Genomic DNA, 23,024 nt, shown 5'->3' on the forward strand with positions numbered 1-23,024 from the left:
CAATGCGGCGCGGGTTTCTTGTAGAGGGAACATCCGGGCATGAGTGAGAAAAGTGCCCGGATCGCGATCGCACGCATCGGCGCCGCCCATGGCATACGTGGCGAAGTGCGGATCAAACCCTATGGGGATGATCCGCTCGCCCTTGCCGACTACGGGCCGCTTTCCACGAAAGACGGTTCGAAAAGCTTCGAGATCATCAGCCTTCGCCCGCAAAAATCCGTTGTCATAGCCCGGTTGAAGGGCGTGAACGACCGAAATGCGGCCGAAGCGTTGAATGGCGTGGAACTCTTCGTCGCGCGGGATGCGCTGCCCGAGCCGGAAGAGGAAGACGAGTTCTACCATAGCGATCTGATCGGCCTGGCAGCGGTGGATACCGATGGCGTTGACCTCGGCACCATAGTCACCGTGCCGAATTTCGGCGCGGGCGATCTTCTGGAGATCGCGCCGAAGGGTGGCCGCTCGTTCTACGTTCCCTTCACGCGGGAATTCGTTCCCGAGGTCGATATCGCCGAGGGGCGGGTGGTCGTGGCCCTGCCGGAGGGTTACCTGTCTGAAAGCGATGAAGACAAGGCCTGACTTTCGGGCATGTCCGCGATGGTGCTGCCGGTTGCGGCGGCTTTCACTTCGGAGCGGACGAGCGCGATGGTGACGGCCACGACAGCTATTCCGATGGTGTTGGCGCCTGCATCCAGCAGGGATGCGTGGTGATTTGGCAAAACACCCTGTATCGCCTCTCCGGTCAGCCCGAGGATGAGAACTGTAATCGCCGAAACGCGCAGCCTGCAGGAAAACAGCGCGTGGATTGCGAGCGTCAGAAGCCCGAAAAACAGGATGTGCTGCACCTTGTCGTAGGGGTGGTCGAAACCGGCGTTGAAGACAAGGCCCATGCAAATCCCATAGACCGCGAGCAGCACCGCCGGGGCCAGGCGCCATGGCGTCGGCCTGAAGCCGAGCTGCTGCAGCTTGAAGACGGTTGCTTGCGGAATTTCTGGAAGGGATAACCGCACGAACGGACCTTTCACGTTTCAGCCGAACGTTTAAATTGCCGCCGAATTACTTAAGGTCCCGTTTCAAGCCCGATTTCGCGCCACTCTGACAGGATTGCCGAGATGCCCTTTGCCGCCACCGTGCTCACGCTTTATCCGGACATGTTTCCAGGCCCGCTCGGCCAAAGTTTGTCAGGCAGGGCGCTGGAGAAGGATATCTGGAACCTGGAAACGGTACAGATCAGGGATTTCGCGTCCGACAAACATCGCAGTGTTGACGATACGCCCGCGGGCGGGGGAGCGGGCATGGTCCTGCGGCCCGATATCCTGGCAAAGGCTATCGACCATGCAAGCCCGGCATCCGACCAGCGCCCGCGCCTGCTCATGTCGCCGCGTGGGCGCCCGCTCGATCAGGCTTATGTACGGCAGTTGAGCGAGGGTCCGGGCGCGGTCATCGTCTGCGGCCGGTTCGAAGGGGTGGACGAACGGGTGATCGAGGCGCGGGGTCTCGTGGAGGTTTCGATTGGCGACTATGTCCTTTCAGGGGGCGAGCTTGGCGCCATGGTGCTGCTGGATGCCGTTGTCCGCCTTCTGCCGGGTGTCATGGGCAATCGGGAAAGCGGCGAGAGCGAAAGCTTCGAAATGGGCCTGCTGGAGCATCCGCAGTATACGCGGCCTCAGGAATTCGAGGGCAGGACGATCCCGGAAATCCTGACGTCCGGCGATCATGGAAAGATCGCGGCATGGCGTAAGGCGCGTGCGGAGGAAATTACGCAAGCCCGGCGGCCCGATCTTTACGACGCTTGGCGCGATGGCGACGAAAAAAGCTGACCTTTCTGCCATTTTGGGCATGACATTTGGTGGAAGTTGGGTTATCACCCACCGCGAAACGGGTTCGGATGTGGGCCGCGTGGCGTTGAATGCGTCTCGGCGGTTGTTTGGTCGGACCGATAGATTCAGGCATTCAGCCATAAAATCCGGTGAATTCGCCCCTGCGGCCTGACCGTATGCGGACGCTCTGACCGGTCGAAGAACCGAGAAGGTAAGAGCCATGAACATCATCGATCAGCTCAACGCCGAGGAAATGGCGAAGATCGAATCCATCCGCAAGCTGCCGGAATTCTCCCCGGGCGACACGCTGCGGGTGAACGTGAAGGTTACGGAAGGCAACCGCACCCGTACCCAGGCTTTCGAAGGTGTGTGCATCGCGCGTTCGGGTGCCGGTTTCGACGAGAATTTTACCGTCCGCAAGATTTCCTACGGCGAAGGCGTGGAGCGTGTGTTCCCGGTCTTCTCGCCGCTCGTCGAAGGTGTCGAGGTTGTCCGTCGCGGTAAGGTTCGCCGCGCAAAGCTCTATTACCTCCGCAATCGTCGCGGCAAGTCCGCGCGTATCGTGGAAGCGACCAACGTGCGCGCCCGCCGTCTCAACGACGCAACGAAGGCCGAAATCGCCGCCGCCAAGGCTGCTTTCGAGGCCGAAAAGGCCGCCGCGAAGGAAGCCGCAGCCGCAGCTGCGGAGTCGAACGCCGAATAAGATCGGCGCGTCTTTGGCGCTTTTTCACTTTGCAAGCCCTGATGAGGCGGCCCCACGGGTCGCCTTATTCGTATCTGCGGACGGCTGAAATTGGCTCCCGCGCTTGACCGGCGGGCCGTTTCTGCGTCATTGAATGCGGCATATCAGAAATTTGCAGGATGGAACGGCAGGTCAATGTGCTGGACGGCTGAAATCGCGGCAAATCGGGATGCGGGCACCATGACCGTTCCTCTTTGCCGCGTGGTGCTCCAGGATCGCCGCCGCCTGCCTTGGCGCTTTCACGCCCGCCTCAGCGCCGCCCACGGCCTGCTATCCGCCATCCGATAGCCGCCCATCCCGGCCTGCTGCTCCTTGATGGCAAGTGAGCGCGGCCCATCCCGACAGAATTCAGGAGACATCCGATGACCCAGGCAAAAACGCTTTACGACAAGATCTTCGACGCCCATGTCGTCGACACCCAGGAAGACGGCACAAGCCTTCTTTATATCGACCGTCATCTCGTCCACGAGGTGACGAGCCCGCAGGCTTTCGAGGGCTTGCGCATGGCGGGCCGCAAGGTGCGCCAGCCCGGCCGTACGCTTGCCGTCGTCGATCACAACGTGCCGACGACCGACCGTTCGCACGGCATCGACGATCCGGAAAGCGCCTTGCAGGTGCAGACGCTTGCCAACAATGCCGGCGAGTTCGAGATCGAATATTACAACGAGACCGACAAGCGTCAGGGCATTGTTCACATCGTTGGCCCGGAGCAGGGCTTCACCCTCCCGGGTATGACGATCGTCTGCGGCGACAGCCACACTTCCACGCATGGCGCTTTCGGCGCGCTTGCGCACGGCATCGGCACCTCGGAGGTGGAGCATGTGCTCGCCACCCAAACTCTGATCCAGCGCAAGGCGAAGAACATGCGCGTTACCGTCGATGGCAAGCTGCCGGAAGGCGTTACCGCAAAAGACATCATTCTCGCCATCATCGGCGAGATCGGCACCGCCGGCGGCACGGGTCATGTCATCGAATATGCCGGCGAGGCGATCCGCTCGCTGTCGATGGAAGGTCGCATGACGGTCTGCAACATGTCGATCGAGGGTGGCGCGCGCGCCGGCCTGATCGCGCCGGACGAAAAGACCTACGCTTATCTGGAAGGCCGTCCCAAGGCGCCGAAGGGTGAAGCCTGGGAGATGGCGAAGGCATACTGGCAGACGCTTTACTCCGACGAGGGTGCGGTATTCGACAAGGAAATCCGGCTCGATGCGGCCAATCTTCCGCCGATCGTCACCTGGGGTTCGTCGCCGGAGGATGTCGTCTCCGTCACCGGTGCCGTGCCGGACCCGGATGGGATCGAGGACGAGAACCGCCGTGCGTCGAAGCATCGGGCGCTGCAGTACATGGGCCTGACGCCGGGTACGAAGATCACCGATATCAAGCTCGACAAGGTCTTCATCGGCTCTTGCACCAACGGCCGGATCGAGGATCTGCGCGAAGCTGCGAAGGTGATCGAGGGCCGCCGGGTTGCCGAGACGGTGGACGCCATGGTCGTGCCGGGCTCCGGCCTCGTGAAGGAGCAGGCCGAGGCCGAGGGTCTCGACAAGGTGTTCAAGGATGCCGGTTTCGACTGGCGCGAGCCGGGTTGCTCCATGTGCCTTGCCATGAACGCCGACAAGCTGAAGCCGGGCGAGCGTTGCGCCTCCACCTCGAACCGCAATTTCGAGGGTCGCCAGGGCTTCAAGGGCCGCACCCATCTGGTCTCCCCGGCCATGGCTGCCGCTGCGGCGATCGCCGGGCACTTCGTCGATATCCGCGAGTGGGATCGCGGCTGACGGTAAGTGGCGTAGCTGGGTGATTCGATTTCGCGGCCGGCTTCGGCCCGTAAATCGTGAAACAAATCGTGAAGGGCGTCCGTAAGGGCGCCCTTTTCCTTTGTCGAATGATCATCCGCTTAGCCTGAAGCGCCCGTTTCAATCGTTAAAACAAGGACTTTTCCGCAACCGGCAATCCGGTTTCCATTACACTGCGTATGTCTTGCTGCGAGTAATGGCTTCACAAGAGTGTCACCATCGCTCTACAATATGCGCGCAACTCATTAAGGTGGATCCTGAGACCGGCGTTCTCTCTGAAGGGCCGGTGAAGATCGGGCCTTCGAACCGGCATGAGGAGCTATGGAGTGAACGTCGCGCTTTCTCCAGGCGCCCACCCGGCGCTGGTGCTTAACGCGGACTACAGACCGCTAAGCTACTATCCGCTGTCGCTCTGGTCGTGGCAGGATGCCGTCAAGGCTGTGTTTCTCGACCGGGTCAACATCGTCTCCGAATACGACGTGGTGGCCCGAAGTCCGAGTTCCGAATTCCGGCTGCCCAGCGTCGTTTCCCTGCGAAGTTTCATCAAGCCTTCCCGACATCCTGCCTTTACGCGGTTCAACGTTTTTCTCCGTGACAGATTTCAATGCCAGTATTGCGGATCGAAAAACGATCTGACTTTCGATCACCTTGTTCCCCGCTCCCGTGGTGGTCAGACCACCTGGCAAAATGTGATTACCGCCTGCAGCCCGTGCAACCTTCGCAAGGCCAACAAGTCGTGCTCGGATATAAACATGTGGCCGCGGCACATGCCTTTTGCGCCCACCGTGCACGACCTTCACAACAACGGCCGGCTTTTCCCGCCGAACCATCTTCATGAAAGCTGGATCGACTTCCTGTATTGGGATACGGAACTCGAACCTTGACCTTCAGATTCTTCAATTCGGTTAATTGTCCTTAAACCTTTTCGAAAGAATTGGCTTCCTTTACGCCAGCTCTTAACGTTTTCGCACCGCCAGAATGACATTCTACCGGCGATGGCAATGTATTGTTGCCCGGTCGACAGGCGTCCTGATCTTTTGGACCGCTCGCCATCAAGTCGATCTTCTTTCGCGTACTGGCGTCTATCGCATTCAACCGGGTGTGGCAGGCGCCGAGGCTGGAGATGAATGTCATGTCTTGGCGGAAAAAAGCTGAGGACTGGGAAAGTGCCGGAGGCGTGTTCCTCAGGTTCGGGCGGGACAGGCGCGGGGGGGTTCTTCCGCTTTTCGGCCTTGTCGCGATCATCACGATCGTCATCGTTGGTGCGGCCATCGACATCGGCAGGGCGGTGAACCAGAAGCGGTCCCTGGCGCGCGGCCTTGACGCGGCCATGCTGGCGGTTGCGCGCGAGCTTTCGGTCCGCAACATGACCCCTGCGGAAGTTCAGCAATATGTCGATGAATTCTATCAGGATTTCTTCGATGCGAACTCCGAGAACTCGACCGCGCCCGATGCGAAGATCATTCTCGACCCGCCGGTGATCGATACGGACAAGCGTCGGATAGACGTTTCCGCGAGAACGACAATCCCTACCTATTTCATAAGCATCGGCGGCATCGGTCCCGAAACGCTGACCATGGGCGTTACCGCCCAGGCCGTCTATCCCAAGAGCGTCGAGATCGCCATGGTCGTCGATGTGACCGGCTCGATGGCGGGAAGCGGCAAGATCGGTGCGTTGCGCGATGCGGCGGCGGATTTCGTGAACATCCTCATTCCGCCGGAAGCTGCGGCGACCAACGAGAAGGTGCGCATATCGATGGTGCCTTACAGCACGGGCGTGAACATTGGCACCTCGCGCGCGACTCTTGCCACCGGCGGCTGGAACGCGTCGCGCAATTCGTTCGAATATTGCGTTTCGGAACGTGGCGGCGCGCAGGCGGCCACGGACGTGAGCTACGCAACGGCACCGGTCGGCCCGGGTACGGTTCGCGCCGGCAGGAAGAAAGGTTACCGAAAGAGCGGTTCCAACCTCTACGCGAGTTCGGACTATATCTGCCCTGAATCCGCCTTAATCCCGCTGACCCTCGACCCCGGCGGGGCGGGTGTCTCCGGCTCGCTCCTGCATTCCATCGATAATCTTCAGGCGAAGGGCTACACGGCCGGCGCGACCGGCATCACCTGGGGCTGGTATACGCTTTCGGCGAATTGGTCCGGGCTCTGGCCCGCCGAGAGCCGGCCGGCCCCCTATTCCGACGAGCGCGTGCTGAAATATCTGATCGTGATGACGGATGGCGATTTCAACACCATTTTCGGCCCGACCACCCATTACGGTACGGATTATGACTGGATGGCGCAGAACAACTCGTATGAGGCCCGCCAGCGTGCCATTGCCCTGTGTGACTCGATCAAGCAGAACACGGAAATCCGCATCATCACGATCGGCTTCCAGATCGGCAGCACCCAGAAGGCGATGATGCAGGATTGCGCGTCATCCTCGGGTGATTATCACAACGCATCCAACAACCAGGAACTTCGCGAGCAGTTTCAGAAGATCGCGCTGCAGATCAAGAAGACCTATCTGTCCCGCTAACTGGGGGAGAGTGTCACGAGACGGACAAAGGGGGCCGATGGCCCCCTTTCTTGTATTCGCCGTCTGGAAGTTCCCGCTCAGTGTTTGTTCTGGCGGTTCTCGATCAGGTCGTCGACCACCGCCGGATCGGCAAGGGTCGAGGTATCTCCCAGGTTCTCGAAGCTGTCTTCGGCGATCTTGCGCAGGATGCGGCGCATGATCTTGCCGGAGCGCGTCTTCGGCAGGCCGGGGGCGAACTGGATGAGGTCGGGCGAAGCGATCGGGCCGATGTCCTTGCGCACCCAGTCGCGCAGTTCCTTCTTCAATTCGTCCGTCGGCTCTTCGCCCGCCATCAGCGTGACATAGACATAGATGCCCTGCCCCTTCAGGTCGTGCGGATAGCCGACGACGGCGGCTTCCGACACCTTCGGGTGGGCAACGAGGGAGGATTCCACCTCCGCCGTGCCCATGCGGTGGCCGGAAACGTTGATCACGTCATCCACGCGGCCGGTGATCCAGTAGTATCCATCCTCGTCGCGCCTGCAGCCGTCGCCTGAGAAATACATTCCCTTGTAGGCGGAGAAATACGTCTGCACGAAGCGTTCGTGATCGCCGTAGACGGTGCGCATCTGCCCCGGCCAGCTGTCGAGCAGCACCAGATTGCCCTCCGTCGCGCCTTCCAGGATCTTACCTTCCGCGTCGACCAGCGCCGGCTGGACGCCGAAGAAGGGCCGCGTCGCGGAGCCGGGCTTCAGTGCTGTCGCGCCCGGCAGCGGCGTGATCAGGATGCCGCCGGTCTCCGTCTGCCACCATGTGTCGACGATCGGGCAGCGCCCCTTGCCGATGTGATCGTGATACCAGTTCCAGGCTTCGGGGTTGATCGGTTCGCCCACCGTGCCGAGAACGCGCAGCGTGTCGAGGGAGGCTTTCTCGACATGCTCGAGCCCCGCCCCCATCAGCGCGCGGATGGCGGTCGGTGCGGTGTAGAAGATGTTGACCTTGTGTTTGTCGCACACGTCCCAGAAGCGCGAGGGAGTGGGATAGGTCGGCACCCCTTCGAACATCAGCGTCGTCGCGCCGTTGGCCAGCGGGCCGTAGACGATGTAGGAATGCCCGGTCACCCAGCCCACGTCCGCCGTGCACCAGTAAATCTCGCCGTCGTGATAGTCGAAGACGTATTCATGCGTCATGGAGGCATAGACGAGATAGCCGCCGGAGGTATGTAGCACGCCCTTCGGCTGTCCGGTGGAGCCTGATGTGTATAGGATGAACAGCGGGTCCTCCGCGTTCATCTCCACCGGCTTGCAATGGTCCGAAACGCGGTCGGCCTCCTCGTGGTACCAGATGTCGCGCCCGTCCTTCATGGCGACATCGCCGCCGGTGCGCTTCACCACGACCACCTTGTCGACGGCCGCGCCCTCAACCGCCTTGTCCACATTGGCTTTGAGCGGAACTTTGCGCCCGCCGCGCAGGCCCTCGTCGGCGGTGATGATGACCTTGGAATCGCAGTCGATGATGCGCTGGGCAAGGCTGTCGGGCGAAAAGCCGCCGAAGACGACGGAATGCACCGCGCCGATGCGCGCGCAGGCCAGCATCGAATAGGCGGCCTCCGGGATCATCGGCAGGTAGATCGTCACCCGGTCGCCCTTTTTCACGCCGCAGGCGTGCAGCACATTGGCGAATTTGTTCACCTCGTGGTGCAGTTCCTTGTAGGTGATGACCTTGTGTTCGTTCGGGTCGTCCCCTTCCCAGATGATCGCCGGCTGGTCGCCGCGCGTCGCCAGATGCCGGTCCACGCAGTTGGTGGAAACGTTCAGCGTTCCATCCTCGAACCATTTGATCGAGACGTTATGCGGGTCGTAGGAGGTGTTCTTGACCTTGGTGAAAGGCTTGATCCAGTCGATGCGCTTGCCGTGCTCGCCCCAAAAGCCTTCCGGATCGCTCACCGAGCGCTGGTACATCTCCAGGTATTTATCGTTGTCGATAAGCGCGTTTGCGGCGGTTTCGGCCGGCACCGGATAGACAGTCTCGGACATGGCGTTCCTCCCGATTGGGTATTGATCGGTTTGAAGCGTCTCTCCTTGCCCGGTTCGAACCTTTCCGGACGGAATACGCTTTGGACCTCATCAAATCACGGCGGCCGGCAAACCTCCACACCGGCCTTGCGAAATCGCGCGCATTATGCTGATCGGCTTCCCCTCCGTCCATAAGGCATTGATCGAACTTTCGTAGTCTTAGACAAAGCACTTACGACGAAGGTTTCGGGTGGGGCATGCGGTCTGGAGCGCGGTCGTTTCCACGGCATTCACCCACTCTCCGCCGTCACCCCGGGCTTGACCCGGGGTCCAATCACGGTTCGAACTCCGGAAGCCGTAACGATTGGTGCAGGCTGCCGCCGCGAAACGCCTGATATTCAGAAGGTTTTGGAGAGGTGGATTAGGCCCCGGGTCAAGCCCGGGGTGACGCCTGAGTGGTTGCGGCGTCAGTGTGCCAAATCCCATCAAGCTACAAATTCAGCGTCTCGTACAGATCATCCCAATTCGGGTTGAACGACTCGATAATCTGGATTTTCCACGACCTCGCCCATCGCTTGAGACGTTTTTCCTGAGCGATTGCTTCGTCGATCCGTTCATAGCGTTCGTAATAGACAAGCTTCGTCGCGCCGTGCTTCCTGGTAAATTCCGAACCTGTTCCAGACCTATGCTCAAATACCCTGCGCCCAAGATCATTGGTCACGCCAATGTAAAGCGTCCCGCGCATTCGGCTTGCGAGGATGTAAATGTAAAAGGGCATGAGACAACGGTACGGCGAAACACTCGTTTCGACTCGATTACAGGCTGGTGAGCTTCAGCAGCAGCCCAATCCACCACCGTCACCCCGGGCTTGACCCGGGGCCTATTCCACGTCGCCGAATACTTCGAAATTTCAGGTTGCACTCGGCACCGGCCCGCTGAATTCAATTTCGCGACCATGTGCTGAAATGTGGACCGGACCTCGCTCAAGGCGGGAGCGGCGGTGGAGCGTGTGGAAGTACAGACCTCGCTCTCAGGGATTTCCTAACCGGACAGCGGTGTGGCTTCCCTCGCTGGCCCGCAAACCCCGCTCCGCCGCCCCCTCACCGCATTCCTTTGCATGTGACCCCCGCTATCGGTTACAGATAGGGGCGAGACGTCGGGACCATCCGCAGTTTTGCAAAGGTCGGCGAGGAAATCGTGCTGGGCGTATCCATGTTCCAAAGTTTTTTCGGGCGCCGGTTTTGCCGCCGGGCGCCTTTCTTTATGTCGCTTGCCCTGAGCGCGGCCCTGCTTCTCGGCCCGGCTCGTCCGGCGCTGGCGGATGTCGCCTCCTGGGTCGTTTTCGATGTCGAAAGCGGGCGCGTGCTTGATGAAAAGGACGCGACAAGGCAGTGGTATCCGGCCTCCATCACCAAGCTGATGACGGCCTATGTCACCTTCAAGGCGATCGGCGAAGGCCGGGCCAGCATGCAGTCGGTCGTGACGGTTTCGCAGAACGCCGCCGCCGAACCGCCGAGCAAGATGGGCTTTCGTCCCGGCACGAAGCTGACGGTGGAAAACGCGCTGAAGATGGTGCTCGTCAAATCGGCGAACGATATCGCCGTCGCGCTGGGCGAGGCGATCGGCGGCACGGAATCCGGCTTCATTGTGCTGATGAACCAGGAAGCCCAACGCATGGGCCTGTCGGCGACGCATTTCGTCAATCCGCACGGTCTTCCAGACAACAGGCAGGTTTCTTCTGCGCGCGACCTCGGCGTGCTGGCGCGCCGGCTCTGGCTCGATTTTCCGGAACATCGCGGGCTTTATGGCCATGCCGGCCTGAAATTCGGCAAGAAGACGCTTCGTTCCGCCAACCGGGAGTTTCTGCTCCGCGTTCGCGGCGCGAACGGCCTGAAAACCGGTTATATCTGTAATTCGGGGTATAATGTCGCCGTTTCTGCCACCCGGCGCGGGCGCACCGTCATGGCCGTCATTCTGGGTGCCGGGTCGGGGCTGGAACGTCTCGCCCACTCGCGCGAACTCATCGAAAAGGGCTTCGACGAGCGCGGGCGCGGGTCGATCGAGGATCTGAAAGGCGTTTCCGCGCGCCCGCCACAGGATGGTTACTGCAAGTCCAATCCGCGCCTTTCGGCTGAGGAACTGGTCGCCCGTTACGGAAAGAATGCCAAACGCTCCTCCGCCGTCCTGTCCTACAACGGGCGGCTTGAAGGGGCTTCCGGGCGCATCATCCCGGGTGTCGGCGTATCGAAGAATTCCGAAAAGGCGGCGGTGCCGAAGAAGGGTAACAAGATCGACTGGGCCGAGCTCATGGACGATCTGATCGGCCCGCGCGTTGCCGCCTATCGGCCGATTTCGGTTTCGGTCGGCGTTCCGGAAAATGCCGTTGCGGTGGCCACACCGGCGATCACGGTGGTGCCGGTCGCCAAGCCCGGCCGCCTGACGGACGTTAAAGCGGGAGAAACGACAAGGGACCTGGCGAAATCCGCCAACCCCGGGGCGATCCTTTCCGACGAAGGCTCGGACGATGAAACCGACGGCGGCGAGGCGAAACCCGGCGCGATTTTCAAGGGGACGCTTGCGCCCAACGCCCCGCTTCCGATCCTGAAGCCGAAATCTCCGTGAGATTGCCCTGCCTTTTGAGGAATTAACCTTTCATGACTGCAAGCGATACGGGCCGTCGCGGCCCCAAGCCGCCTATTCCACTCACGGTGATCACGGGTTTTCTCGGTGCCGGCAAGACCACGCTCCTGAATCGGCTCCTGAAGGACCCGGCGATGGCGGATACCGCCGTGGTCATAAATGAGTTCGGCGAGATCGGGCTCGATCACCTGCTTGTCGAAGGCTCGAGCGAGGGGATCGTCGAGCTTTCGTCCGGCTGTCTGTGCTGCACCATTCGCGGGGATCTCGTTACCACCCTTGAGGATCTTTTGCGCGGGCTCGACAACGGGCGGATCGCGCGGCTTAAACGAGTCGTGATTGAAACGACGGGCCTTGCCGACCCGGCGCCCATTCTCCACACGATCATGCTACACCCCTATTTGAGCCTCAGATACCGGCTCGACGGGGTGGTGACGCTGGTCGACGCGGTCAACGGAAATGATACTCTGGACAGTCATGACGAAGCGGTGCGTCAGGCCGCCGTGGCGGACCGTATCGTGCTCACCAAGACGGACCTGATTGAATCGGATGCGCAACGATCCGGGTTCGACTGGCTTCTGGAGCGTCTTGGCTCGCTCAATCCGGGCGCAAGGCGTCTCGATGCGTCAGCCGGCGAAGCTGTTCCCGCCAATCTGATCGGCACCGGGCTTTATGATCCCGAAAGCAAGATCCCCGATGTCGCCCGCTGGCTGAACGAGGAAGCCTACCGCGATCATGGCCATCACCATCATCACGGGCACGACCATTCCCACGACGTGAACCGGCATGACAGCCGGATCAGGGCTTTCACGCTTTCGACGTCGAAACCCGTCCAGACCGCGGCGCTGGAAATGTTTCTCGATCTGTTACGCTCCGCCCACGGGCCGAAGCTCCTTCGCGTCAAGGGTGTCGTGAGGATCGCGGAGGATCCGGACCGCCCGGTCGTCATCCACGGGGTCCAGCATGTGTTCCATCCACCGGCGACACTTCCCGCATGGCCGGATGGCGACGACCGGCGAACGCGGCTCGTCTTCATCACGTGCGATCTGCCGGAAGGCTTCGTCCGCAGGATGTTCGATGCCTTCACGGGAGGTCTGGCGCCCGACACGCCGGACCGGGAAGCGATGACGGACAACCCGCTTTCCATCGGGGGTTTCTCAGGGAACTTTGACTGACCGTTTTGCCACGAGTTCGGCACGAAAGTCTTTTTCCTCGCCGCAACTATTTACGAACGCGGATCAGCCCTTCCTGCGCGCTTGAGGCGACCAGGACGCCCTCGCGGGTATACAGAGACCCCCTCGTAAACCCCCGCCCGCCGGAGGCCGAGGGGCTGTCTTCGGAGTAAAGCAGCCACTCGTCGGCGCGAAACGGACGGTGAAACCACATGGCGTGGTCGAGGCTCGCCACCTGCAGTTTATTGTCGAAAACGCTGGTTCCATGGGCGAAAAGCGCGGTATCCAGCAGCGTCATGTCGGACGCATAGGCCAGGACGCAGCTGTGGATTCGAGCGTCGTCCGGCAGTCTGGAGCTGGCCCGAACCCAGACTTTTTGCGAAGGCTCAAGTTTCTTGCGGGAGAAATAGTGAGCAAGATCAACGGGTCTGAGCTCAATCGGGCGCTCCCGCTCCCAGTAGCGGCGCACGCTTTCCGGCGCGACGGCAAGGAATTTTTCCTTCAGTTCCGCCTCGCTCGGCAAGTCTTCGGGGCCTGGAACCTCGCCCATGTCGATCTGGTGATCCAATCCCTCTTCACGCGCGTGAAACGAGGCGGACATTGAAAAAATCGCCTTGCCGTGCTGGATCGCGACGACGCGCCGCGTGGTAAAGCTGCCGCCGTCGCGGATACGGTCGACCTCGTAGATAATCGGCACGGAAGGGTCGCCGGGGCGCATGAAGTAGCCGTGGAGGGAGTGTACCGGCCGTTCTTCTTCCACCGTGCGGGACGCGGCGACAAGCGCCTGGCCGATCACCTGTCCGCCGAAGACGCGCTGCCAGCCGACCTGGGGGCTCATGCCGCGGAAGAGGTTCTGCTCAAGCGGCTCGAGATCGAGGATCGCAAGCAACCCCTCGACGGCGGAATTGCCGGTCGTGGCCTTTGATTCCGCACTGGAATCGTTCATGGGTAAACCCCTATGATCCGGTAGGGCCGGCGGATGGCGCCGACATTGGATTGAGCTAAGTGGTACGGGAGTTGTCCGGCACCTGACGTAAAAGTCAAGTGCGGCACGCCTCGTGAATGGAGAGCGGGAGATGGCAAAGACGCGAACGGCGAAAGATGGCGACCGTCTCGATGTGCTGATCGGCGGAGGCGGATACGTCGGCCTGTCGTTGGCGGTGGCATTGAAGCAGGCCGACCCTGCGATCCGGGTGGCCCTGGTCGATCTGCGCCAGCGTGCGGAAATGGAGAAGGACCCGCGCGCTTCCGCCATTATCGCGGCGGCGAGCCGCATGCTCGACCAGCTTGGTGTCTGGCGGGAAATCGAGCCTCATGCCGAGCCGATCATGGAAATGATTGTCACGGATTCCAGGCTTCGCGACGTCGTCCGCCCGGTTTTCCTGACATTCGAAGGCGAAGTCGCGCCGGGTGAACCTTTCGCGCATATGGTGCCGAACGGAAAGATGGTCGCAAGCCTTGCCGACCGGGCGGCAAGCCTTGGCGTTGAAATCATCGCGCCCGATGCGGTGACCGATTTTCACGAAGTTGACGCCGGAGTGGAGGTGATCTTGCGGTCCGGCAAGGTGCTGCAAGCAAGCCTTCTTGTTGCCGCGGATGGTGTGCGCTCGCGCCTGAGGGACCTTGCCGGTATCCAGACGGTGAAGTGGGAATACGGACAGGCCGGCATCGTGACCACCGTTGCCCATGAACGCCCGCACGATGGCCGCGCGGAAGAACATTTCCTTCCCTCCGGTCCCTTCGCGATCCTGCCGCTGAAGGACAACAAGTCCTCACTCGTGTGGACGGAGACACAGGAAGAGGCCGAAAAACTCGTCAAGGGAGACGATTTCACCTTCGAGCTGGAGCTTGAGCGCCGTTTCGGCCATCACCTTGGCGAAATCAAGCTCGCCGGTCCGCGCAATGCCTATCCGCTCGGTCTGACGCTCGCCCGCTCCTTCGTGAAGCCGCGTTTCGCGCTCGCCGGCGATGCCGCGCACGGAATCCACCCGATTTCCGGCCAGGGCCTCAACCTTGGCTTCAAGGATGTTGCGGCCCTTGCCGAGGTACTCATCGAGGCGCGGCGCCTCGGTCAGGATATCGGCGCGCTCGACGTGCTGGAAAAATACGAGCGCTGGCGCCGGTTCGATACGTTCCGCATGGGTGTGGTGACGGATGTCCTGAACCGGCTGTTTTCCAACGATAGCGATGCTTTGCGCGCGGTGCGCGATGTCGGCCTCGGGCTGGTCGACCGCATGCCGTTCGTGAAGCGCTTCTTCATCCGCCAGGCGGCGGGGCTTACCGGAGAAATGCCGCGGCTTCTGGCGGGCGAGCCGATCTGATGAAAAGGCGCGGCAAGTCTGGAAGCGCTGCGCGCAAGCCCTCGCCGGACCGTTCCCGCCGTGTTGTCCTCCTCACGGGGTGTTCCTCGGGAATAGGCGAAGCGGCCGCTCACGCCTTGCGCGGGCGCGACTGGTGGGTTTTTCCGACAGCGCGCAAACAAGGCGATGTGGAAAGGCTGCGCGGGAAGGGTTTTGAGGCGTTTCGCCTCGATTACGAGGACGAGGCGTCGATTGCCAGCGCGGTAGAATCCGTACTGGAGCGCACGGGCGGGCGGATCGACGGGCTCTTCAACAATGGCGCCTACGCTATTCCGGGGGCCATCGAGGATCTGCCGACATCCGCGCTCAGGGAGCTTTTCGAGGCGAATTTCATAGGCTGGCATGACCTCACGCGGCGCGTTTTGCCCGCCATGCGCAGGCAGCGCCACGGCAGGATCGTGCAATGCTCTTCGATCCTCGGCTTTATCGCCATGCCCTATCGCGGCGCCTACAACGCATCGAAATTCGCGCTCGAAGGCTATTCGGACACGCTGCGCCTCGAACTCGCGGGGACAGGCATCCATGTTTCGCTGATCGAACCGGGGCCGATCGCCACGAAATTCACAGAAAATGCGATGGCGAATTTCTATCGTGTGATCGGCAGGGCAGGAATGGAGGCCTCACCCTACCGGGCGGTTTATGAAAAACGCCTGAAGCGGATGGCAGGTGGCGAACCCTCACGTTTCAAGCTCGGGCCTCTGGCCGTCGTCAGGCCGCTCATACACGCGCTTGAGGCGCCTTATCCCAGGGCACGCTACCGCGTAACCGTACCGACGCGGGCAATGTCGATTGCCCGGCGGCTTTCCTCCACGCGCCTTCTCGACCGATTGCTGTTGCGGGCGGCGGGATCGAAGGAATAAGGCATCCGCGACGATATGGGGTAATTGTCGGCGCCGGGCTCATGCGCATATGAGATGGATCGGCTTGCAGCGCCGGGATGATTTCGGCCGTTGGCGGCACGGCGGTCTGCTCATTTTCCTTGCAACGGAGAGTTCTATTGGGAGAATTCCTTTATAATCTGGTTCCGGTTGCGGTCGGCGCGGTGGCGGTCGTCCTGCTCATGGGCCTTTGGAACATGATGCGTGGAGGATCGTCCTCACGCTCCCAGATGCTGATGCGTTGGCGTGTCGGCCTTCAGTTTCTGGCAATCATCATCATAATGGCGACGCTCTATTTCATGGGAACGCGGCCTTGAGCGACGCTTACCGGGCCGGGCAAGGTGAAACATGGTCGTTTTGAACAAGATCTACACCAAGACAGGCGATGCCGGGACAACGGCGCTTGGAAGCGGCGAGCGGCGAGCGAAGCACGACCTGAGGATCCAGGCTTATGGGACGGTCGACGAAACCAATGCCATTGTGGGCATCGTCCGCCTTGAAGCCGCGAAGATCGCTGCGGAGCTGGATAAGGTGCTGGCGCGCATCCAGAACGACCTTTTCGACCTGGGGGCCGATCTTGCAAGGCCGGAAACCGACGAAGACCTCGGCTACGAACCGCTGCGGATGACGGCAGCGCAGGTTTCCGCGGTCGAGGCGGAAATCGACCGGCTGAATGCCGATCTGGAACCGCTGCGATCCTTCGTGTTGCCCGGCGGGGCGCCGGCTTCCGCGCATCTCCACCACGCCCGTACCGTCTCGCGCCGGGCGGAGCGGCTTATGACGGAGCTTGCGGAGGCGGAAAATATAAACCGGCATGCGCTCGTCTACATGAACAGGCTGTCGGACTTCTTCTTCGTCGCCGCGCGCTGGGTCAACGCCAGGGGGACAGGCGACGTCCTCTGGGTGCCGGGCAAAAACCGCTGACCACCAGCTTGGGCGAGGGGCGATGTTCATTCCGCTGCACGATCATAACCCCCTCACCTACGTCAGGCGACAATATGTCACATGGGGGCTGATCGGATTGAACATCGCCGTTTTCCTGCTTTTTCAGGGCGGCGGATTGTCTGATGACGCCCTGGCGGCTTCCGCCCTCTCGCTCGGTCTTGTGCCGGCGGTCTTCTTCGATCTGCGCGAGCTCTCGCCGGAACTTGTGCTGGTGCCCGAAGCGGCTTCGATGCTGACTTACGCCTTCCTGCACGGCGGCTGGGTGCATCTGGCCGGCAACATGCTTTTCCTCTTGGTGTTCGGCGATAATGTCGAGGACGCCATGGGCCACGTGAAATTCCTGTTCTTCTACCTTGCCTGCGCTGCCGTGGCGGGTTTTGCGCAAGCAGCCCTCGACCCGGCGTCCACGGTGCCGATCGTCGGCGCATCGGGCGCGGTGGCCGGTGTCATCGGCGCTTATCTGGTCCTGCATCCGCGTGTCAGGCTCTGGGTGCTGGCGCTTGGGCGTATCCCCTTGCGGATCCCGGCAAGCTGGGCACTGGTCGCCTGGATCGGATATCAGATCGCAATGGCCGTCGGCTCTCCGGAAGAAGGGGTCGCCTGGTGGGCGCATGTGGCCGGCTTCTTCGTGGGGGCAGCGCTCGTCGTCGTCCTGAAAAGGCCCGGCGTGCCGTTGTTCGACCGCGCCGCTTGAGGCGGAGGGGCGTGATGCCCAAGCCATCATACCGCCGCCGATCGGGTCCAAGGTCGCAATTGCGACAGTGGTGGACTTCCGGCGGCGTTGACACCTGACGATAGCGTCAGTACGGTCGCCGCCCGATCGTCGGAATAAGCGGAAATCTGCCGTTTCCAGATACCGGAAATCTCCGGTGGCCACCATGTCATGCGCAGGTGAGGAACACTGCGCGAGCGGGAGGTGCAAGAGCCCCATGAAGATCCTCGTACCCGTGAAGCGGGTGATCGACTACAACGTCAAGGTGCGCGTCAAGGCCGACGGGTCGGGCGTGGATCTCGCCAACGTCAAGATGTCGATGAATCCCTTCGACGAAATCGCGGTCGAAGAAGCCATCAGGCTGAAGGAAGCCGGCAAGGCGACCGAAGTCGTGCTTGTCTCGGTCGGCCCACAGCAGGCGCAGGAAACCCTGCGCACTGGCCTCGCCATGGGCGCGGACCGTGGCATTCTGGTGAAGACCGACGCTTTGACCGAGCCGCTGGCTGTCGCCAAGATCCTGAAAGGCATCGTCGGCGAGGAAGAGCCGGGCCTCGTGATTCTCGGCAAGCAGGCGATCGACGACGACTGCAACCAGACCGGCCAGATGCTTGCCGCCCTGCTCGGCTGGGCGCAGGGCACCTTTGCAAACAAGCTCGATCTCGGCGAAGGCACGGTCGACGTCACCCGCGAGGTCGACGGCGGCCTTCAGACCGTGCAGCTCAAGATGCCGGCCGTCGTGACGACGGACCTGCGCCTCAACGAGCCGCGCTACGCCTCGCTGCCGAACATCATGAAGGCGAAGAAGAAGCCGATCGACGAAAAGTCGCCGGACGATTATGGCGTCGACATTTCGCCGCGTCTCGAAGTCGTCGCGACGAAGGAGCCGCCGGCGCGCGAAGCCGGCATCAAGGTCGCTTCCGTGGCCGAGCTCGTCGAAAAGCTCAAGAACGAAGCCGGCGTGCTTTGAGCGGCAAGAAGGAGGAATTCTGAAATGACCACGCTTCTTGTTGCCGAACACTCCGGCTCCGAACTGAACGACGCCACCGCGAAGGCGCTCTCGGCAGCCTCCGCTCTTGGCGGGGAAGTGCATGTCCTCGTTGCCGGCAAGGACTGCAAGGGTGTTGCAGAACAGGCCGCAAAGCTTTCCGGCGTTGCCAAGGTGCTTGTCGCCGATGGCGACGGGTTGGGCCATCAGCTTGCCGAAGCGACCGCCGATCTTATCGTTTCGATGGCGGACGTTTACGACGCTTTCGTGGCGCCGGCGACCGCGAACGGCAAGAACATCATGCCGCGCGTTGCCGCCCTTCTGGACGTCATGCAGGTGTCGGACATTACCGCTGTCGTGGACGCGGAGACCTTCGAGCGCCCGATCTATGCGGGCAACGCCATCCAGACCGTGAAATCGATCGATCCCAAGAAGGTCGTGACCGTGCGCACGGCCTCCTTCCCGGCCGCGGAAGCGGGCGGATCGGCCGCGATCGAGGAAGTCGCCGCCGTTTCCTCCGACCTTTCGAGTTTCGTCGGCGAGAAACTGCAGGAATCCGACCGTCCGGAGCTGACCTCGGCGAAGGTGATCATTTCCGGCGGTCGTGCGCTGGGCTCCAGGGAGCAGTTCCAGGAGGTCATTCTGCCGGTCGCCGATGCGCTGGGCGCGGCCGTCGGCGCGTCGCGCGCCGCCGTCGATGCGGGCTATGCGCCGAACGACTGGCAGGTCGGCCAGACCGGTAAGGTCGTGGCGCCGGACCTTTACATCGCCTGCGGCATTTCCGGCGCGATCCAGCATCTGGCCGGCATGAAGGATTCCAAGGTGATCGTTGCGATCAACAAGGACGAGGAGGCGCCGATCTTCCAGGTTGCCGATTACGGCCTCGTCGCCGATCTCTTCGACGTCTTGCCGGAATTCAAGGCGGAAGTGGAAAAAGCCAAGCGCTGAGCCCGATCACGGCTCAAAAACCGGTTTGTGAAGGCCCGCCCTCTTGGCGGGCCTTTCTTTTGCGATAAATTTGTACCGCAGTGCAAAAACTTCTCCGAAGTTCTTGCGGTCATGCAGCGAAGTTGCGATGAATAACGCCACGCTGAAACAGGCGCGCCCGGGATTTCGGCCCGGGAAGACGCCATAACAATAAGCCGGGTTGAAAAATGGTGTTGGAAATCAAGAAAGTCGGCGTGATCGGCGCCGGTCAGATGGGCAATGGAATTGCCCACGTCTGTGCACTCGCCGGCTATGAAGTGGCGCTGAACGACATTTCCACGGATCGTATCCAGTCGGGTCTTGCGACGATCAATGGCAATATGACACGCCAGGTCGGCAAGGGGATCATCAAGGAAGAAGACCGCGTTGCGGCACTGGAGCGCATCAAGGCCGCAGACAGCATGGACCAACTGGCGGATATCGACCTCGTGATCGAGTCCGCGGTGGAGAACGAGCAGGTCAAACGCAAGATTTTCGCTCAGCTTTGCCCGCTGCTGAAGCCCGAAGCTATCCTTGCGACTAACACGTCGTCGATTTCGATCACCCGGCTTGCGGCTTCCACGGACCGCCCGGAACGGTTCATCGGCATCCACTTCATGAACCCCGTGCCGCTGATGGAGCTGATCGAGCTGGTACGCGGCATCGCAACGGAAGATGAAACCTTCGAACTGGCGAAGGAATTCACCCGCAGGCTCGGAAAGACCATAGCGGTTTCGGAAGATTTCCCGGCCTTCATGGTCAACCGCATTCTGCTGCCGATGATCAACGAGGCAATCTACACGCTTTACGAGGGTGTGGGCTCCGTCGAGGCGATCGATACGGCGATGAAGCTTGGCGCGAACCACCCTATGGGCCCGCTGCAGCTTGCCGATTTCATCGGCCTCGACACATGCCTTTCCATCATGCAGGTGCTTTACGAGGGTTTGGCCGACTCCAAATACCGGCCCTGTCCGCTGCTCGTGAAATACGTCGAAGCGGGCTGGCTCGGCCGCAAGACGCAACGCGGTTTTTACGATTACCGTGGCGAGACGCCGGTTCCCACGCGCTGAACCCGGAACGATTTGGCTTTCCCGTAACCCTCCGCATGCAAGGCGGAGGGTTTTTTCTTTCCTCACGCGAAGGTATGTCATTCGTTGACGGAAACCGGACGCGCCTCCCATGAACCTCGCCCGCTATTGCCTGACCAACGCCGATCCTGACCCGAACGCGGAAGCACTCGTCGTGCTCGGGCCGGGAGGTGCTGTCAAGGAAAGCTGGTCCTATGGGGAAATCGGCGATGCGATCCTGCGCGTCGCCGGTGGCTTGAGCGGGTTTGATCTGCCACGAGGCGAGCGCGTGCTACTTCGCATGGGGCACACCAGCGATTTCCCGATCGTCTTCTTCGGGGCGATCGCCGCCGGGCTCGTGCCGATCCCCACATCCGGCATGCTGACTGCAGAGGAATGCGACAGGATCCTGCAGGACTCCGATGCCGCGCTGGTCGTGCATGATGGCACGGTAAGCCTTCCCTCGCACCTTGAGGGGAGGACGGTGGTCGATGCGGAGGGCCTCACCCGCTTGAAAAGCTCCGAGCCCGGCCCGTTCGCGGAAACCGCCGCCGATGATCCGGCTTTTCTCGTCTACACATCCGGCACGAGCGGCAGCCCGAAGGGCGTTTTGCACGCCCATCGCTCGGCATGGGGTCGGCGGCCGATGTATGCGGGCTGGTACGGCATTTCCGCAACGGACAGGCTGCTACACGCAGGCGCCTTCAACTGGACCTATACGCTCGGCGTCGGCCTGATGGACCCATGGGCTAACGGCGCGACCAGCATCGTCTACGACGGTCCGCGCGATCCGCATGTCTGGCCGCAGTTGATGGAAGCGGCGAAGGCCACGCTCTTTGCCGCCGTACCGAGCCTCTACCGCAGGATCCTGAAATATGCGGATGTCTCGAAAAGCTCGTTTCCCTCGCTGCGACACGGGTTGACCGCCGGCGAGGCGCTGTCGCCCGCTCTGCATGAAGATTGGGTGGAGCGTACTGGCCGTCAGCTTTATGAAGCACTCGGAATGAGTGAGATTTCCACCTACATCTCCTCCGGGCCGGATACGCCGACGAAGCCGGGAAGTCCGGGCAAGGCGCAGGCCGGGAGGCGAATTGCGGTCCTTTCGGCCGAGAGCGAAGACGAAAGCCCGCTTCCGCCCGGCGAAACAGGCTTGCTTGCGGTCCATAAGAGCGATCCCGGTCTGATGCTTGGCTATTGGCGGCGTCCGGATGAATCGGCTTCCGTGTTTCACGGAGAATGGTTCGTGACCGGCGATCTCGCACGTATCGACGCGGACGGCTACGTCTGGTACGGCGGGCGCTCCGACGACGTGATGAACGCCTTTGGTTACCGTGTCGCCCCGCAGGAGGTGGAGCTTGCGCTATCGGCTCATCCCGACGTCGCCGAGGTGGCGGTAACCGATATCCAGGCCGGGCATGGAATTGCCCTTGTCACGGCCTTTGTCGTATTGCGCGAGGGTGCGGCGCGCGACGAAAGCGCGCTTGGCGAATTCGCGGCCACCAGGCTTGCCGAATACAAGCGCCCCAAGGTTTATCGGTTCGTCGATACCCTGCCGCGCACGCCGAGCGGCAAGGTGTTGCGGCGTGCCCTGAAGGAGGGCTAACGCCGCTTTTACCGAAAGTTGCAAACTTCGCCTGCGAAAGCAGGAGTAACTTATGTCCAGTGTCGCCGCGAGCCTCGCCGTTTCATCAGCCGCTCAAACCCGCAATGCGCTTGCCACGGAATTCGTCAAGCAGGACCAGCAGCAGGCTGCGAATATCGCAACACTCGTAGAGCAGGCGAGCGAAGCCCTGCAGACGGTGGCGCAAAGCGCACCTGCACCGGGCCTCGGTGGCGTTGTCGACATTACGGCCTAGCCGAAACGTCATCTCTCACGATTCGAGGCGGCAGCCGTCCTCGTCGCAATTTGCGCCTTGCGTGTTCGTTTTTCCGGCGGCAAGAGCGGCTTCGAGGTCGCCTTCGCGCAGGAGGGACATGATCTGCGCGCCAAGCGCAAGGTCGTCCTCCGCACCGAAGTGCTGCTTGCGCAATTTTCCCTGCCGGTCGATCAGGATCTGCGTTGGCGTTCCCTGCATGCGGTAGGCGGTCATTGTCTTCGGTGCGCCGCCGTTTCCGGAAGGCTGGTCGATGCCAACCGGAAATTTCACGCGATATTCGTGCAGAAACGCTTCCAGTGCCGCACGTGTTCCCTGCGCTTCATGATGTTCGAAGACAGTGTGCAGGCCAAGGACGACGACATCCTCCGGGCTGAATGTTTCCGCAACGCGCATGGCCTGCGGCAGGCCGTGCGAGACGCACCCCGGACAAAGCATCTGGAAGGCTTCGATCATGACGACCTTGCCTCTGAGTTGCTCCAGCGTAATGTCGCTGCGGGAATTCAGCCAGCAGAGGGTTTCAAGCGGGGGAGCGTCGCGCAGTTTCACCGG

At 61.5% G+C, this 23,024-nt stretch carries 23 protein-coding genes; 18 read left to right on the top strand and 5 right to left on the bottom strand.

From position 1 onward, the window contains the following. Positions 1-39: 39 nt before the first annotated feature. Positions 40-576 (top strand): ribosome maturation factor RimM, encoded by a 537-nt coding sequence (gene rimM / locus HPQ64_RS03935; protein ID WP_172887062.1) that lies wholly within the window; start codon positions 40-42, stop codon positions 574-576. On the opposite strand, the gene HPQ64_RS03940 is transcribed toward rimM, so the two are convergent. Next, positions 543-1,007, bottom strand: a complete 465-nt coding sequence (locus HPQ64_RS03940; RefSeq protein WP_172887063.1) for a VanZ family protein — start codon at positions 1,005-1,007, stop codon at positions 543-545. The genes rimM and HPQ64_RS03940 overlap by 34 nt on opposite strands. 102 nt (positions 1,008-1,109) lie before the next feature. On the opposite strand from HPQ64_RS03940, the gene trmD reads away from it, so the two are divergent. The 5 genes from trmD to HPQ64_RS03965 all read left to right on the top strand — a co-directional run bounded on the left by trmD (position 1,110) and on the right by HPQ64_RS03965 (position 6,882). Then, entirely contained in the window at positions 1,110-1,817 is a 708-nt protein-coding gene (gene trmD / locus HPQ64_RS03945) for a tRNA (guanosine(37)-N1)-methyltransferase TrmD (protein ID WP_172887064.1), read from the top strand. A gap of 220 nt (positions 1,818-2,037) precedes the next feature. Then, positions 2,038-2,520: a 50S ribosomal protein L19 gene (gene rplS, locus HPQ64_RS03950; protein WP_172887065.1), complete on the top strand. Its 483-nt coding sequence runs from the start codon at positions 2,038-2,040 to the stop codon at positions 2,518-2,520. 401 nt (positions 2,521-2,921) lie between these two features. After that, a complete protein-coding gene (gene leuC, locus HPQ64_RS03955; protein WP_172887066.1) occupies positions 2,922-4,334 on the top strand; it encodes a 3-isopropylmalate dehydratase large subunit in 1,413 nt (470 codons plus the stop codon). Positions 4,335-4,663: 329 nt separating this feature from the next. After that, positions 4,664-5,236 (top strand): HNH endonuclease, encoded by a 573-nt coding sequence (locus tag HPQ64_RS03960; protein ID WP_210260077.1) that lies wholly within the window; start codon positions 4,664-4,666, stop codon positions 5,234-5,236. A gap of 248 nt (positions 5,237-5,484) precedes the next feature. Then, entirely contained in the window at positions 5,485-6,882 is a 1,398-nt protein-coding gene (locus HPQ64_RS03965) for a pilus assembly protein (protein ID WP_172887067.1), read from the top strand. Between the two features lie 77 nt (positions 6,883-6,959). Here the strand turns inward: HPQ64_RS03965 and acs are convergent, their stop codons facing one another. Together acs and HPQ64_RS03975 are read right to left on the bottom strand one after the other, a co-directional pair. Then, complete coding sequence (gene acs / locus HPQ64_RS03970; protein WP_172887068.1) at positions 6,960-8,897, bottom strand: acetate--CoA ligase; 1,938 nt, start codon at positions 8,895-8,897, stop codon at positions 6,960-6,962. A 469-nt stretch (positions 8,898-9,366) separates the two neighbouring features. Further along, on the bottom strand, positions 9,367-9,654 hold the full coding sequence (locus HPQ64_RS03975; RefSeq protein ID WP_172887069.1) for a GIY-YIG nuclease family protein: 288 nt from the start codon (positions 9,652-9,654) through the stop codon (positions 9,367-9,369). A gap of 485 nt (positions 9,655-10,139) precedes the next feature. On the opposite strand from HPQ64_RS03975, the gene HPQ64_RS03980 reads away from it, so the two are divergent. Together HPQ64_RS03980 and HPQ64_RS03985 are read left to right on the top strand one after the other, a co-directional pair. Next, a complete protein-coding gene (locus HPQ64_RS03980) occupies positions 10,140-11,498 on the top strand; it encodes a D-alanyl-D-alanine carboxypeptidase family protein (RefSeq protein ID WP_172887070.1) in 1,359 nt (452 codons plus the stop codon). A gap of 32 nt (positions 11,499-11,530) precedes the next feature. Then, the gene (locus tag HPQ64_RS03985) at positions 11,531-12,688 is read left to right on the top strand and encodes a CobW family GTP-binding protein (RefSeq protein ID WP_172887071.1); all 1,158 of its coding nucleotides are present in this window, start codon (positions 11,531-11,533) and stop codon (positions 12,686-12,688) included. Between the two features lie 46 nt (positions 12,689-12,734). Here the strand turns inward: HPQ64_RS03985 and tesB are convergent, their stop codons facing one another. Further along, positions 12,735-13,631: an acyl-CoA thioesterase II gene (tesB, locus tag HPQ64_RS03990; RefSeq protein ID WP_172887072.1), complete on the bottom strand. Its 897-nt coding sequence runs from the start codon at positions 13,629-13,631 to the stop codon at positions 12,735-12,737. 130 nt (positions 13,632-13,761) lie between these two features. Here tesB and HPQ64_RS03995 point away from each other — a divergent pair, with 130 nt between their 5' ends. The 10 genes from HPQ64_RS03995 (at position 13,762) to HPQ64_RS04040 (ending at position 22,454) form a co-directional block, all read left to right on the top strand. Next, positions 13,762-15,006: a ubiquinone biosynthesis hydroxylase gene (locus HPQ64_RS03995; RefSeq protein WP_172887073.1), complete on the top strand. Its 1,245-nt coding sequence runs from the start codon at positions 13,762-13,764 to the stop codon at positions 15,004-15,006. Next, positions 15,006-15,905 carry an SDR family oxidoreductase gene (locus HPQ64_RS04000; protein WP_172887074.1) on the top strand — a complete coding sequence of 300 codons (900 nt, stop codon included), beginning with the start codon at positions 15,006-15,008 and terminating at the stop codon, positions 15,903-15,905. Before HPQ64_RS03995 ends, HPQ64_RS04000 begins: the two co-directional genes overlap by 1 nt. Before the next feature lie 137 nt (positions 15,906-16,042). Then, positions 16,043-16,240: a twin transmembrane helix small protein gene (locus HPQ64_RS04005; RefSeq protein WP_172887075.1), complete on the top strand. Its 198-nt coding sequence runs from the start codon at positions 16,043-16,045 to the stop codon at positions 16,238-16,240. 31 nt (positions 16,241-16,271) lie between these two features. Next, a complete protein-coding gene (locus HPQ64_RS04010) occupies positions 16,272-16,847 on the top strand; it encodes a cob(I)yrinic acid a,c-diamide adenosyltransferase (RefSeq protein ID WP_172887076.1) in 576 nt (191 codons plus the stop codon). Positions 16,848-16,869: 22 nt separating this feature from the next. After that, the gene (locus tag HPQ64_RS04015; protein WP_172887077.1) at positions 16,870-17,562 is read left to right on the top strand and encodes a rhomboid family intramembrane serine protease; all 693 of its coding nucleotides are present in this window, start codon (positions 16,870-16,872) and stop codon (positions 17,560-17,562) included. Between the two features lie 235 nt (positions 17,563-17,797). Next, positions 17,798-18,547, top strand: a complete 750-nt coding sequence (locus tag HPQ64_RS04020) for an electron transfer flavoprotein subunit beta/FixA family protein (protein ID WP_172887078.1) — start codon at positions 17,798-17,800, stop codon at positions 18,545-18,547. A gap of 24 nt (positions 18,548-18,571) precedes the next feature. Continuing rightward, positions 18,572-19,513, top strand: coding sequence for an electron transfer flavoprotein subunit alpha/FixB family protein (locus HPQ64_RS04025; protein ID WP_172887079.1), 942 nt, complete (start codon positions 18,572-18,574; stop codon positions 19,511-19,513). Between the two features lie 206 nt (positions 19,514-19,719). Continuing rightward, positions 19,720-20,601: a 3-hydroxybutyryl-CoA dehydrogenase gene (locus tag HPQ64_RS04030; RefSeq protein WP_172887080.1), complete on the top strand. Its 882-nt coding sequence runs from the start codon at positions 19,720-19,722 to the stop codon at positions 20,599-20,601. Between the two features lie 109 nt (positions 20,602-20,710). Beyond that, positions 20,711-22,201 carry a class I adenylate-forming enzyme family protein gene (locus HPQ64_RS04035; protein WP_172887081.1) on the top strand — a complete coding sequence of 497 codons (1,491 nt, stop codon included), beginning with the start codon at positions 20,711-20,713 and terminating at the stop codon, positions 22,199-22,201. 52 nt (positions 22,202-22,253) lie between these two features. Continuing rightward, positions 22,254-22,454 (top strand): hypothetical protein, encoded by a 201-nt coding sequence (locus HPQ64_RS04040; RefSeq protein WP_172887082.1) that lies wholly within the window; start codon positions 22,254-22,256, stop codon positions 22,452-22,454. Positions 22,455-22,469: 15 nt separating this feature from the next. On the opposite strand, the gene HPQ64_RS04045 is transcribed toward HPQ64_RS04040, so the two are convergent. Beyond that, the gene (locus HPQ64_RS04045) at positions 22,470-23,021 is read right to left on the bottom strand and encodes a redoxin domain-containing protein (protein WP_172887083.1); all 552 of its coding nucleotides are present in this window, start codon (positions 23,019-23,021) and stop codon (positions 22,470-22,472) included. Positions 23,022-23,024 lie beyond the last annotated feature (3 nt).

This window comes from Hongsoonwoonella zoysiae (genome assembly GCF_013266695.1).
In the GTDB taxonomy this organism is placed as follows: domain Bacteria; phylum Pseudomonadota; class Alphaproteobacteria; order Rhizobiales; family Stappiaceae; genus Hongsoonwoonella; species Hongsoonwoonella zoysiae.